The sequence below is a fragment of the Rhizobium sp. WW22 genome (assembly GCF_047041135.1).
Lineage (GTDB): Bacteria > Pseudomonadota > Alphaproteobacteria > Rhizobiales > Rhizobiaceae > Rhizobium.
Genome location: NZ_CP178198.1, coordinates 3694014 through 3707082 on the forward strand (window position 1 = coordinate 3694014; position 13069 = coordinate 3707082).

Below are 13069 nucleotides of genomic sequence, written 5' to 3' on the forward strand. Positions count from 1 at the left end.
GACGTCATCCATATAACGGAGGCATCGACTTGGCAATTTTCCGTTTGGAAGCCCCGCCAGGCGCCTCTCTGCGGCGGCGTTCTCAGCAATCGCTGCAGCTGATCGAAGTTCCGACACGCTGGCGATAGTAATATTGCCGGCTGATGGTGATCTGGTTTGTACCGCTTGGCAGGAAATTGGCACCAAAGCTGAGGAGCTGATAGGGGAGGGCAAGTTCGCTGCGGACGAGGAATGTGCTTGCCTGGTTCATGTTGGCCGGCAAAGTGACCGTTGAGCCAACCGTATATGGCCTGCTTCCATCCTGCGCCCAGGACCATGCGACTGTCGACTTGCCTGAAGCGTCGATGGTGATGCCGGTGATCTTCAGCGTCAGGCCGGTGGTGCCATAGGGTGCGAAGATGGCGCCGGCTACCGAGGGCATTGTCGCAAGCACGGACTTTGTGATCGACGATTGCTGCGAGACGATGTCCGCGATCGAACCGGCCGAACGGCTGGCTCGTTTCGAGGCGCTGAGGCCGACGGTAAGCTCGAAGGCACCGAGATAGAGCATCAGCAATACGGGAAAAAGAATGGCGAATTCGATGGCGCCCACGCCGCGCTCGTCGCGGGCGAATCGCCGCAACATGCCCGAGGGCGCATTTTCTTTCGCGGTCATGCTTGCGGCCCTGCTCACGGATAATTCTCGTTCTGAAAGGCCGCCGTTGCGACGATGAGATAGACCGAGGCCGAACCGTCAGTCGGGTGCACGTTGGTCAGATAGGGGCGCAGCAGGTCCGTTATGATCCCCCAGCGATAGTAGGCGCGCACCATGTTCAGCGACTTGGCCCCGCCCGGTGTGAAGGCGAAACCTGTGGTGCTGAGATCGGAATAGGGATCGGTCGAGGATTTGCGGGGAATCGTTGTCGGCATGGATGCGAAGCTCGAATAGCTTTGCACATCAAGGTAGAGGTTTGTCGGCGTCTGTAGTTCGGAAGATGAGCACGTAATGAGCACGGAAATCTGATTGCAGAATGCCTGCCGGAATTGCTGCGAGCTGGTATTGGCCGCGGTAATCTGACCGGTTCTGATCTGACGCGATAGAGTATCGACGGCGTTCGAAACGACTTGTTCCGCAGTAAAGGCGACAAAGGTTTCGATAATGGCGAAGATGATCAGAAAATAGGGAATCGCAAGCAGAGCGAATTCGATCGCTGCCGTCCCATCGCGAGAGCGCACGAATTCGCGCAATTTACCCCGGGCATGCTGCCGTGCAGGGCTTGTATTGACGAGAAGCGCGTTGTCTGGCGTCATAGGTCATCCGCGATGTTTAAGCGCGGAGAACACTAGAGTTGCTTTCTTGATAATCCGTTTCTCTTCTCTATTCATATTTAGAGGAAACTGGGATTATCGATCGCAATATAATTATTTGAAAGTACTTTAGAATATTTGCGTTATCGAATGTTATTATGGCCCTGCGGCCGCGGTCGGTGTCGCCGTATTGTTTTGCTGGGCGTGCTGTTCGCAATTCGGCGTGCATGACAGCACGGCGCGATCCGTCTGGCGGAAAACGCGGACCGTATTGCCTTCATCGATCGATACCAGGATCTGCTCGTCTACGATCGCATTGCCGTCGGTATCGAGCAGGATGATATTTGTCGTGCCGAAGCTTCGGCCTGTCAGTACGATGGTTTTCGGATCGGCGACCGTTGCATCGGCGACCTGCGAATTGCCGACGATGACCTTGCTGACGGGGCGGTCCAGCTTCAACACGCGCGCGTGATCCATATAGACGCGCAGCAAGCTCTCTCCGGCAGCGTGGGAAAGCTGCGGCATCATGCCGGCCGCGGCAACAATGCAGGCAAGGAATGCTGTTCTGCCGCCGATTGGCATGGCTTGGCCTCTTGGAAAGCGATAGTGAAAAGAATTTTCGGATAGAATGGGAAAGAATGGTGAATGAACGATTAAGCTGACCAGGCATCGTTCGATTATGGCTCGGATGTGTCATTCGCGCGTCATATCATCCTATCATTGCGAAAATCCTGTATTGTTTCGAGACGAATCGCATATCGCGCTAATATTCACACATCTAATAATTTCCATTTGGCTGAAAAACTTCTTTAAAACGGAAAGAAGAACATAAAACTTGCATTAACTATTCTATTTTCGCTTTTGTATTTACTGCGTATTAACCTAATTCTTTAAAGCGATGGAAACGGCGCGCAGCTACCGTGCAGTTCATCCGATCAACGGCAACAGTTGGCGGACGTGCTGTCAACAAAGTGGAGTTAAACTTATGTCCAAGATTTTTTCGCGTTTCCTGAAGGATGAATCCGGCGCGACCGCAATTGAATATGGCCTGATCGCCGCCCTGATCTCGGTTGCTATCATTACCGGTGCAACCACCCTCGGCGGCAAGCTGAATAGCACCTTCGCAAATATCGCGACCCAGATGGGCACCGCTGCTACCGCGGCCAACAACGCCGGAAAGTAATTCGCCACTTCGAGTAAGCGATTACGTGCGAAAACCGCTCATATCAATGCGCGGTTTTCAACCTTCATACCTTTGCTGTGGGGCAGTTTATCTTCAATGCTTGAAACGGCAACATTGCTGATCTTCCCGCTCTGCATGTCGGCTGCGGCAATCTCTGATCTGCTGACGATGACCATCCCAAATCGCTTGTCGCTGGCGCTCGCGATATCGTTCTTTGTGTTGGCGCCCACTGTCGGACTGTCCTTTGCGGAAATCGGCATGCATATGGCTGGCGCTGGTGCTGTATTCTTTGCCTGTTTCACATTATTTGCTCTGAACGTTATGGGCGGCGGTGACGCAAAGCTCCTGGCTGCTGCTGCGCTTTGGTTCGGCCTTGATGCGTCGCTCTTGGAGTTCTTGATCTACGTAGCCTTTATCGGCGGTGCAGTCACAATTTTGATCATGTTGCTGCGCTCGCAGGCAAACACGATTTTGGCCATTGGTCTCCCGCTGCCGAACTCTTTGGTGATCGCCAAGAAAATCCCTTACGGCATCGCCATCGCGATTGGCGGCATTCTCGCCTTTCCATCTTCACCGGTCTTGATTGCGGCGACGCGCGCCTTGGCTTGAGGTGGCGAGTAAAAATCTAACTCGCACATATATATATATTCTAATATACACCAAGTAATTATGGTTAAATAACAATAAATGTAACCACCCATTAACCATAATTACACCAATTGCCGGTCATTCTGCAGGGCGAAGAATCCTGTTCCTCAAGGAATGACCATGAAACCCGCTCGCATAATGATACTCGCAGTGGCAGCCGTAGCAGCCGGGATGGCCGGTCTGCTCGCGATGCGCCTGGCGGGTTCGCGCGATATCGTTCCCCAGCAGATCGCGGCGGTCGTGGAGAAGGAGGCGACGGTCAACGTCCTCGTTGCCGGCGCCAATCTGCCTGTCGGCACACGTCTGAACGAACAATCGATCCATTGGATGCCTTGGCCCGAAAGCGGCCTCGTCAAAGGCCTTGTCACCGAACGCGAACGGCCCGATGCGCTGAAAGATCTGACTGGCGCTGTCGTTCGCCTGCCGATCTTCGAGGGCGAGCCCATCCGCGAGGAGAAGATTGCCGATTCCAACAGCCGCATCCTTTCGTCCTTGCTGCCGGCGGGCAAGCGGGCCGTCGCCACGGAGATTTCCGTCGCCACCGGCGCAGGCGGTTTTATCCTTCCGAATGACCGTGTCGATGTCATCATGGTGCGCAAGGGGTCGCAGCAGCAGCTCGTCACGGAAACCGTGCTCAGCAACGTGCGCGTTCTGGCAGTCGATCAGCAGATCGAGGAAAAGCAGGACGGAAGCAAGGCCGTCGTCGGCGCAACCGCGACGCTGGAGCTAACGCCGGACCAGACGAAGGTCCTGGCGGTCGCGCATCAGATGGCCGATCGCCTGACGCTGGCATTGCGCTCCGTTGCCGACGCGCAGCAGCCCGATACGACGGCCGCCGATTATCTTCTGGCCGGCGACAATGGCGGCAGCATGATCCAGGTCATCAAATCCGGAGCAATCGTGACCGACGGCCCGACCGGGCCGAAGCCGCAGTGAGAAGGGGCGAGACCATGTTCAAGATAAGCAACAAAGCCAGCCTCTCCTTTGGTGTAAGCCTCTCCTTCTCGATCGCCTTTGCCGGGCTGCCTCTGGGACCGGCCTTTCTGCGCACGCCTGCGGCCTTCGCGGGCGGTTCCGACAGCATCGTGACGATAGCCGGCCTGGGCACGAAGCGCACATTGAAGCTGGGCCTCAACAAGGCGCTTGTCGTCGATCTGCCAGCCGATGCCCACGACATCCTCGTCTCCGATCCCAAAATGGCCGATGCAGTGACGCGAACCTCGCGCCGCATCTATCTTTTCGGCAAGACGGTCGGTCAGACCAATATCTTCATCTTTGGCGCCGACGGCAAGGAGATCGTCAGCCTCGATCTCCAGATCGAGCGCGACATTGCCGGACTTCAGGCCAATCTCAAGCGCTTCATTCCGGACTCCGACATCAACGTCGAGATCGTTTCCGACAACATCGTCATGACCGGTACGGTGCGCACGCCCCAGGATGCGACGCGGGCCGAGCAGCTTGCGCAGGCCTTCCTCAAAGGCGGCGAAGCGACCACTCGAAACCAGACTGCCTCGGGCAGCGGCGACAACAATGCGGTCGCCATTTTCGCGGAAACACGGCAGACCTCGCAGATCGTCAACATGCTGCAGATCGAAGGCGAAGATCAAGTGACGCTCAAGGTGACCGTCGCCGAAATCAAGCGCAGCGTGCTGAAGCAGATCGGCTTCGACAATCTCGTCAGGAATTCTTCCGGCTTGACGGTTGCCCAGCTCGGCAGTCCTGGCGCGGATGGGACTGCGGCGGCCGGCGGCGGCGGCCTGGCCAGCTTGTTCAAGACCGCCATCGGCAAATACGATATCAGCACCTATCTCAATGCTCTCGAGCAGGCTGGGGCCGTCCGTACGCTGGCCGAGCCGACGTTGACGGCGATCTCCGGCCAGGCCGCGACCTTCAATTCGGGCGGTCAGACCCTATACGCCGTCACGAACAAGGACGGGACCGTCACGGTCACGCCCTTCACCTACGGTATCAGTTTGGCCTTCACGCCTGTCGTGCTGTCTGCCGGACGAATCGCTCTGCATGTGCAGACCCAGGTCTCCAATCCGGTTGGCACGGCCAACGCCGGCACGGCAACCTACAACCAGCGCGCCGCCGATACTTCGGTGGAGTTGCCGTCGGGCGGCTCGATCGCTTTGGCCGGTCTCTTGAGCGATACCATTCAGCAGACCACCAACGGCACGCCGGGCGCCTCGAAGATTCCGATTCTCGGCGCTCTCTTCCGTCAAAAGAGCTTTCAGCGCGATGAAACCGAGCTGGTCATCATCGCGACGCCTTATCTGGTGCGGCCGGTCGCCCGTAGCCAGCTTGCCCGCCCTGACGATAACTTCTCGCCGAGCAACGATATCAGCGGCGTCTTCATGAATCGTGTCAACAAGATCTACGGCCGCAAGGACGGGCCGCCGGTCGCCGATGCCGATTTCCACGGCACTGTCGGCTTCATCTACAAGTGAGGAGAGACCGATCATGACGCGCGCCTTTTCAACCGGATCAATGAAAGATCCCAAAATGGCCAGCCTGGAGCACAAAGCGCCTCGCACCGGCCGGTCCCGTTCCCTCAGGCTGGCTCTGATGGTGCCGGCCCTGATCGTGACGGCTGCAACTATCAGCAGCTGCGCTGATTCACGTGATCGCATGACCACCAGCGCGATCAATGACGATTATCGGCAACGTCATCCGATCGTGTTGACGGAGAAAGAACACAATCTCGATATCCCGGTTGCCGCCAGCGACCGTCGCCTGACGACGGGAATGCGCGATACCATCCGCGGGTTTATCCAGGATTACCGCACTCGTGCGAGCGGTACGGTCGAAATCCTTGCCCCCAGGGGATCGATGAATTCTTTGGCGGCATCTGCGTTGCGTCAGCAGATCCGCAGGGAGCTGGTTGCGAACGGCATTCCGTCGGCCCGCATCGTCGACAGCTACTATGGGGCTGGCGACCCAGGCGATGCGGCTCCGATTCGCCTGCGCTTCACAGCGACGACGGCGCTCACCAACACATGCGGTCAATGGCCGGACGATCTTTCGGACAACGCTTTCGACAACCAGAACTACTACAATTTCGGCTGCGCGACACAGCATAATCTGGCGGCGCAAGTCGCCAATCCGACGGATCTGATCTCGCCGCGCGCCGTGTCGCCGATCGATACCGATCAGCGCAGCAAGGTGATCGACAATTATCGCAATGGCTCGGTCCCGACGAGTACCGCCACGGTTGGCGGCTTCAGTGGTTCCGGCGGCTCGGGCCAATGAACATGAGAGTTACGCGCCGGCGGAACAGGATGAAATCATGAACGCCATCGAATATGATATCGGCTCGACTGCCCCGGAAGCGGAGGAGGTTTCGCGCTCGGCCAATCTCGACAATCTGCGGCCGCTGCCGCGTATTTCCATACATGCCTTCTGTGAAAGCGAGCAGCTGCAGCAGGTGATGGACCAGTGTGCCAACGATCGGCGCATGTCCAAGGTTAGCCTCCGCATCACCAGCGGTGGTGTCGCAGCTGCAGCGAACATGTTCGCCTCGGCGCCGACCCCTAATCTGATCATCCTGGAGACGCGCGCCGGTCCACGCGGCCTGTTGGCGGAACTCGAACCGCTCGCCGCCGTCTGCGATCCGAGCACCAAAGTCATCGTCGTCGGCTATCACAACGATATCGGCCTTTATCGCGAACTCATCCGCAACGGCATCTCCGAATATATCGTCCAGCCGACCGACATGGTCGATCTCTTAACTGCGGTGGCGGCGATCTTTATCGATCCCGATGCCGAGCCGCTCGGGCGCAGTATCGCTTTTATCGGCGCCAAGGGCGGGGTAGGCGCATCGACCATCGCCCATAATTGCGCCTTTGGAATTTCCAGCCTTTTCTCCACCGAAACCATTCTTGCCGATCTCGATCTGCCCTACGGCACCGCCAATATCGATTTCGACCAGGATCCCGCGCAGGGTATCGCGGAAGCCGTCTATGCCCCTGAGCGGCTTGACGAGGTCTTCCTCGACCGGTTGCTGACCAAATGTTCCCAGCATCTCTCGCTGCTGGCGGCCCCCTCGATGCTGGATCGCGCCTATGATTTCGAAGGGCAGGCTTTCCTGCCGGTGCTGGACGTCCTCCAGCGCAGTGCGCCGGTCACGGTTCTCGATGTGCCGCATGTCTGGACGGAATGGACACGCTCGGTACTTGGCGCGGTAGACGAGGTCGTCATTTGCGCCGCGCCCGATCTCGCCAATCTGCGCAACGCCAAAAATCTGATCGACGCTCTGCGCAAGCTGCGGCCCAACGACAAGGCGCCGCACCTCATTCTCAATCAGGTCGGCATGCCGAAGCGTCCGGAGATCAACCCTTCGGAGTTCTGCGCACCGCTTGAGACGGATCCGATCGCCATCATTCCCTTCGACATCAACCTGTTCGGCAATGCCGCCAACAGCGGGCAGATGATCGCCGAAACCGATCCGAAGTCGCCGACCGCGGAGACTTTCTCGCAGATATCGCACATCGTTACCGGACGTGTCGCTTTGAAGAAGGCCAAAAAAGGCGGTTTGCTGGGCCTTCTGAAGCGAAAATGATCGTTTGATTTCGCACGGGCTTCCGAAGGCCGATTTTCATGGAGGCCGTGCAGCAGCATTAGAATTGGATCAGAAGATGTTTGGCAAGCGCGGAAATGAAGGTCCTGCAAAGAGCGGCGCGATGTCTCCGCCGCCGGCGCGCGTGCCAGCCGCTGGCAATGGTCCGACGGCACCGGCCGTGCTGATAGAGCCGTCCCATGATTCCACGCAGCCGCGTCAGCAGGTCGTGCCTCCCTCGATGCAGACGCCCAGCCGCCGTCGCGTGGCGCGCACCGAAGAATATTACGATACGAAATCGCAGGTCTTCTCCGCGCTGATCGACACGATCGACCTTTCGCAGCTTTCCAAGCTTGGCAACGAGGCCGCGCGCGAGGAAATCCGCGACATCGTCAACGATATCATCACCATCAAGAATTTCGCGATGTCGATCTCCGAGCAGGAGGAACTGCTCGAGGATATCTGCAACGATGTGCTTGGCTACGGTCCGCTGGAGCCGCTGCTCGCCCGCGACGACATCGCCGATATCATGGTCAACGGTGCCGGCCAGACCTTCATTGAAGTCGGCGGCAAGACCGTCGAATCCGAAATCCGCTTCCGCGACAATTCGCAGCTTCTTTCCATTTGCCAGCGCATCGTCAGCCAGGTCGGCCGCCGCGTCGATGAATCCAGCCCCATCTGCGATGCGCGCCTGCCCGACGGTTCGCGCGTCAACGTCATCGCACCGCCGCTCGCGATCGACGGTCCCGCGCTGACCATTCGTAAGTTCAAGAAGGATAAGCTCACCCTCGATCAGCTCGTCCGTTTCGGCGCCATCACGCCCGAAGGCGCGACACTTTTGCAGATCATCGGCCGTGTGCGCTGCAATGTCGTCATCTCAGGCGGTACCGGTTCGGGCAAGACGACGCTTCTGAACTGCCTGACCAACTACATCGACCGCGACGAACGCGTCATTACCTGCGAAGACACTGCCGAACTGCAGCTGCAGCAGCCGCATGTGGTGCGCCTCGAAACCCGTCCGCCGAACATCGAAGGCGAGGGCGAGATCACCATGCGCGATCTCGTCAAGAACTGCCTGCGTATGCGCCCCGAACGCATCATCGTCGGCGAAGTGCGCGGACCCGAGGTCTTCGACCTGCTGCAGGCGATGAACACGGGCCACGATGGTTCCATGGGGACCATCCACGCCAATACGCCGCGCGAGTGCTTGAGCCGTATGGAATCGATGATCGCGATGGGTGGTTTCAGCCTGCCGGCCAAGACCGTGCGCGAGATCATTTCCAGCTCCGTCGACGTCGTCATCCAGGCCGCCCGCCTGCGTGACGGTTCGCGCCGCATTACCCAGATCACCGAGGTGATCGGCATGGAAGGCGATGTGATCATTACACAGGACTTGATGCGCTACGAGATCGAGGGCGAGGATGCGAACGGCCGGATCATCGGTCGGCACGTTTCCACCGGTATCGGCAAGCCGCATTTCTGGGATCGTGCCCGCTACTACAACGAGGAGCGGCGCCTGGCGGCCGCCTTGGATGAAATGGAACAGAAGGCGCAATAGGATTTACGATGTTTGGTATCGATCCAATAGTGCTGTTGATTGTGCTGCTGGCGGCGGTTTCCGCCGGGGCGGTCTGCTATAGCGTTCTCTATTCTCGGATCGAGACCCAGAAGAAGGCGGAAGGCCGTGTCAATCGCGTCAAGCAGGCCGAAACCGATCGCGTCAAGGTCAAGGCAGCGCGTGACCGCGTCCAGGAAATGTCGAAGCGGCGCAAATCCGTGCAGGATTCTCTGAAGGATCTGGAACGGCGCCAGTCCGAAAACACGAAAAAGAGACAGTCGCTGAAAGCGCGCCTCGCCCAGGCCGGTCTGTCGTTGACGCCGGCGCGCTTCTACATCTTCAGCGTGCTGTTCGGCCTTTTCGTCACATTGGTTCTTTTCATTGTCGGCGCCCCGCCGCTGGCCATTCTGGGCATATTCTTTGCGGCTGCTTTCGGTCTGCCGCGCTGGGTCGTCCGCTTTCTCATCAAGCGCCGGCAAAGCAAATTTCTGGAAGAGTTTCCGAACGCACTCGATGTCATCACGCGTTCCCTTCGCTCGGGCCTGCCGCTCAATGATGCGGTTCGGCTGGTGGCCGGCGAGGCACGGGAGCCCGTCAAGACCGAGTTCCGCCGGGTGGTCGAAGCGCAACAAGTCGGTTTCAGCATGGCGGATGCCTGCGCGCGCATCTCGAACCATATGCCCCTGCAGGAGGTAAATTTCTTCGCGATCGTTATCGCAATCCAGGCCCAGGCGGGCGGTAACCTGTCGGAAGCTCTCGGCAATCTCTCGAAGGTGCTGCGCGAGCGCAAGAAGATGAAGGCGAAGGTCAAGGCATTGTCGATGGAAGCCAAGGCATCCGCCGTCATCATTGGCACTCTGCCCTTCGTGGTGATGCTGCTGGTCTATCTGACCTCGCCGCAATACATGATGATCCTATTCGCCGATCCGCGCGGCCATCTGATCTTGCTCGGAGCCGGCATCTGGATGTCGATCGGCATCTTCATCATGCGCAACATGGTCAATTTCGAGATCTGAGCGGGAAGGAGCCGCGTAGCCCATGACCGATCTCGCTGCCCGTTTAACCGATCCCGGCACTCTTCTTGCCGTCGTGGTCGCCATTGCCGTCTTCGCGACTTTCTACACGATTGCGATACCGCTTTTGGAACGCGGCGATCTCAGCAAGCGCATGAAGGCCGTATCGACGGAGCGTGAACAGATCCGTGCGCGCGAGCGGGCACGGCTGAGTGCGGAAGGCGGCAAGACATCGCTGCGCAGCCACAACAATCGAAACGTCAGGCAGATCGTCGAGCGGTTCAACCTGCGCAACGCGCTGGTCGACGCCAATACCGTCAATCGCTTGCGGGCCGCCGGCCTGCGATCGGAAAATGCGCTCAACATGTTCCTGGTGGCGCGATTCCTGCTGCCGTTCCTGTTTCTCGCGGTTGCGATCGTCGTCGTCTTCGTTCTCGGCTGGTTCGCCGCAAAGCCCCTGCCGATCCGCCTGCTCGGGGTCATCGCTTTCGCCTATCTGGGCTTCTATACGCCGAACATTTACATCTCCAATCTGGTGAGCAAGCGCCAGAAATCGATCAAGCGCGCCTGGCCCGATGCTCTCGACCTGATGCTGATCTGCGTGGAGTCGGGCATTTCAATCGAGGCAGGCATGCATCGCGTGTCCGAGGAAATGGCGGAGCAATCCCCGGCGCTTGCCGAGGAAATGGTGCTGACCACGGCCGAGCTTTCCTTCCTGCAGGATCGCCGTACCGCCTTTGACAATCTCGCCGCCCGCACGCAGATCGATCTCGTCAAATCGGTGACGCAAGCGCTCATCCAGGCAGAACGCTATGGTACGCCGCTCTCGCAGGCGCTGCGCGTCATGGCGCAGGAGGGCCGCGACGAACGCATGAACGAGGCGGAAAAGAAAGCCGCCGCGCTGCCGCCGAAGCTGACCGTGCCGATGATCATCTTCTTCCTGCCGGTCCTGATGGCTGTCATTCTCGGCCCGGCGATCATCCAAGCCATGGACAAGTTCTAAATTGCCTGCTTGCCCGCCACGCGGAGACATGGTTAGTTGTATGTAATGTCGTCGAGTGCGTCTGGCGTGTGTTGCGGCAAGCGCAAGTCGTTCGTACCGAGCGTCCTTGGAGGTCTCGTATGTCATCCCTGGCTATATTTTTCAGCGTCATGGCGGCTGTCTTCATCGGAGCCGTCAGTCCCGGTCCGAGCTTCGTGCTCGTTTCGCGCATCGCCATTTCGCGCTCTCGCAAGGCGGGGCTTGCCGCGGCTTTCGGCATGGGAACCGGCAGCGTCATTTTCGCGACCTTGGCCCTGTTTGGCTTGAGCGCGCTGCTGATGAAGGTCGAATGGCTGTATCTCGCGCTGAAAATCGGCGGCGGCCTTTATCTGATCTACGTCGGCATCCGGATCTGGCGCAGCGCGGCGGATGATCTTCCCATCGATGCCCCGGCAACGCCGGCGGAGGGCGGTGTGATGCGCAACTTCCTCTTTGCGCTCGGCACGCAGCTCAGCAATCCAAAGACAGCCATTTTCTACGGCAGTATCTTCGCCGCGCTCCTGCCGGCTGCTCCGCCTCCGTGGCTGCTCTTTACGGTTCCGCCCGCAGTCTTTCTGGTCGAGGCTGGCTGGTATACCGTGGTGACGCTTGCCTTCTCCTCGAACCGCCCACGTGCACTTTATGTCGGATCAAAGCTCTGGATCGACAGGGTGGCGGGTGCCGTCATCGGTGCCCTTGGAGCGCGGCTTGTGGCCGAGGGGCTGCCGCGCCAGATCTGGCGTTAAGTGCCTCGAGCTGCCGGGTATCCGCCTGAATTGGCGCGCGGCCGGTTTATCTGTGCGAAAGGTGCGCAGGCAAGCCGTTATGGCCGCTCGCGCTGGCCCTATTGTTGGGCGACTTTCCTGCCGTTGCCGCTGGCGGCAAGCTTCTGCCAGGAGTTCTGCTGCGCCAGCATGCCGCGCAGATAGGCAACGTTGGCGTTCGCCTGTTGCGGCGTCAGTTCCTGCCGCGCAATTTGTTCGGCTTCCGCAAACCGGCCCTGCAGACCGACGACCAGCGCCAGATTCTGTCGTACGCGGCTATCGGAGCCCGGCTGCGAGATGGCTGTGCGGAGATAGTTTTCCGCATTTTTAAGATCGCCGGTCAGCACATAGGACATGCCGAGATTGGAAAGGATGGTCGGCTCGTTTGGAGCCAACACCAGCGCATCCCGATATTTGGCGCGCGCATCTTGGGAGCGCCCAAGCTGATCGAGGATAGCGCCCTGCGCCGAAACCAGGCGCCAGTCCGGCCGATCCGGAAGCTGGGCGCGGTCAATTGTCGAAAGCGCCTCGTCGAGCTGGCCTGCCGCCGCCTGGGCCTTGCCATAGGCCGCCAGCACGCCGCGGTCGGTCGGATTGGCGATTGCAACCTGCTGCATGACCGCAAGCGCCTGATTGTTGCGGCCGCTCAAGCGCAGCGCATTGGCGTAGTTGACGCCGGCATCGCGATCCTTGGGATTGGCATCATAGGCCTTGCCAAACGTCGCGGTCGCCTGAGCCAGCTCGGTGCTGTTCATCGTATCGACAGATTTCGAAGTCTTGGGGATCGAGCCCGTCGTCATCCTGTCCTGTCCGGTCGTCGAGCAGCTTGCGAGCGCGAGCGCCAGAAGTGCGATGGAAGCTCCCTGCAAAAGAAAGGTTCTGAATGAAGACGCGGCTGAGACGGCGGGCATGACGCTGATCCCTGAATTCCTATAGTCTTGCGCCCGGCCTAGAATCGGAACAGGGAAAGGTTCGACGCAATGTTCGCTCCAGCAATAATCTGTTAACCCTAACAGACAGTTAACTCTCGATTCCTC

General features: G+C 58.9%; 14 protein-coding genes. 10 read left to right on the plus strand and 4 right to left on the minus strand.

All coding sequences use genetic code 11. The features are described from left to right. Nucleotides 1-82: 82 nt before the first annotated feature. From ACK83U_RS17955 to ACK83U_RS17965, 3 genes are all read right to left on the minus strand, one after another. Entirely contained in the window at nt 83-655 is a 573-nt protein-coding gene (locus tag ACK83U_RS17955; protein WP_112610850.1) for a TadE/TadG family type IV pilus assembly protein, read from the minus strand. A gap of 14 nt (nt 656-669) precedes the next feature. Beyond that, a complete protein-coding gene (locus ACK83U_RS17960; RefSeq protein ID WP_112610790.1) occupies nt 670-1290 on the minus strand; it encodes a TadE/TadG family type IV pilus assembly protein in 621 nt (206 codons plus the stop codon). Between the two features lie 153 nt (nt 1291-1443). Further along, a complete protein-coding gene (locus ACK83U_RS17965) occupies nt 1444-1869 on the minus strand; it encodes a pilus assembly protein N-terminal domain-containing protein (RefSeq protein WP_112610792.1) in 426 nt (141 codons plus the stop codon). Between the two features lie 403 nt (nt 1870-2272). Here ACK83U_RS17965 and ACK83U_RS17970 point away from each other — a divergent pair, with 403 nt between their 5' ends. The 10 genes from ACK83U_RS17970 (at nt 2273) to ACK83U_RS18015 (ending at nt 12014) form a co-directional block, all read left to right on the plus strand. Beyond that, nucleotides 2273-2470 carry a Flp family type IVb pilin gene (locus tag ACK83U_RS17970; protein WP_112610794.1) on the plus strand — a complete coding sequence of 66 codons (198 nt, stop codon included), beginning with the start codon at nt 2273-2275 and terminating at the stop codon, nt 2468-2470. Nucleotides 2471-2566: 96 nt separating this feature from the next. Then, on the plus strand, nt 2567-3079 hold the full coding sequence (locus ACK83U_RS17975; RefSeq protein ID WP_112610796.1) for a prepilin peptidase: 513 nt from the start codon (nt 2567-2569) through the stop codon (nt 3077-3079). Between the two features lie 159 nt (nt 3080-3238). Continuing rightward, nucleotides 3239-4054, plus strand: coding sequence for a Flp pilus assembly protein CpaB (cpaB, locus tag ACK83U_RS17980; protein ID WP_112610852.1), 816 nt, complete (start codon nt 3239-3241; stop codon nt 4052-4054). A gap of 14 nt (nt 4055-4068) precedes the next feature. After that, on the plus strand, nt 4069-5568 hold the full coding sequence (locus ACK83U_RS17985) for a type II and III secretion system protein family protein (RefSeq protein ID WP_112610798.1): 1500 nt from the start codon (nt 4069-4071) through the stop codon (nt 5566-5568). Between the two features lie 13 nt (nt 5569-5581). Next, nucleotides 5582-6370, plus strand: a complete 789-nt coding sequence (locus ACK83U_RS17990; protein WP_412474691.1) for a CpaD family pilus assembly protein — start codon at nt 5582-5584, stop codon at nt 6368-6370. A gap of 37 nt (nt 6371-6407) precedes the next feature. Then, complete coding sequence (locus tag ACK83U_RS17995) at nt 6408-7679, plus strand: AAA family ATPase (protein ID WP_112610800.1); 1272 nt, start codon at nt 6408-6410, stop codon at nt 7677-7679. Between the two features lie 76 nt (nt 7680-7755). Next, the gene (locus ACK83U_RS18000) at nt 7756-9234 is read left to right on the plus strand and encodes a CpaF family protein (RefSeq protein ID WP_112338432.1); all 1479 of its coding nucleotides are present in this window, start codon (nt 7756-7758) and stop codon (nt 9232-9234) included. 8 nt (nt 9235-9242) lie between these two features. Next, entirely contained in the window at nt 9243-10250 is a 1008-nt protein-coding gene (locus tag ACK83U_RS18005) for a type II secretion system F family protein (protein ID WP_112338431.1), read from the plus strand. Nucleotides 10251-10272: 22 nt separating this feature from the next. Further along, nucleotides 10273-11250, plus strand: a complete 978-nt coding sequence (locus ACK83U_RS18010; protein ID WP_112610802.1) for a type II secretion system F family protein — start codon at nt 10273-10275, stop codon at nt 11248-11250. 119 nt (nt 11251-11369) lie between these two features. Further along, nucleotides 11370-12014: a LysE family transporter gene (locus ACK83U_RS18015; RefSeq protein ID WP_112610804.1), complete on the plus strand. Its 645-nt coding sequence runs from the start codon at nt 11370-11372 to the stop codon at nt 12012-12014. Nucleotides 12015-12112: 98 nt separating this feature from the next. Here ACK83U_RS18015 and ACK83U_RS18020 read toward each other — a convergent pair whose 3' ends face one another. After that, a complete protein-coding gene (locus ACK83U_RS18020; RefSeq protein ID WP_112610806.1) occupies nt 12113-12943 on the minus strand; it encodes a tetratricopeptide repeat protein in 831 nt (276 codons plus the stop codon). Between the last annotated feature and the right edge of the window lie 126 nt (nt 12944-13069).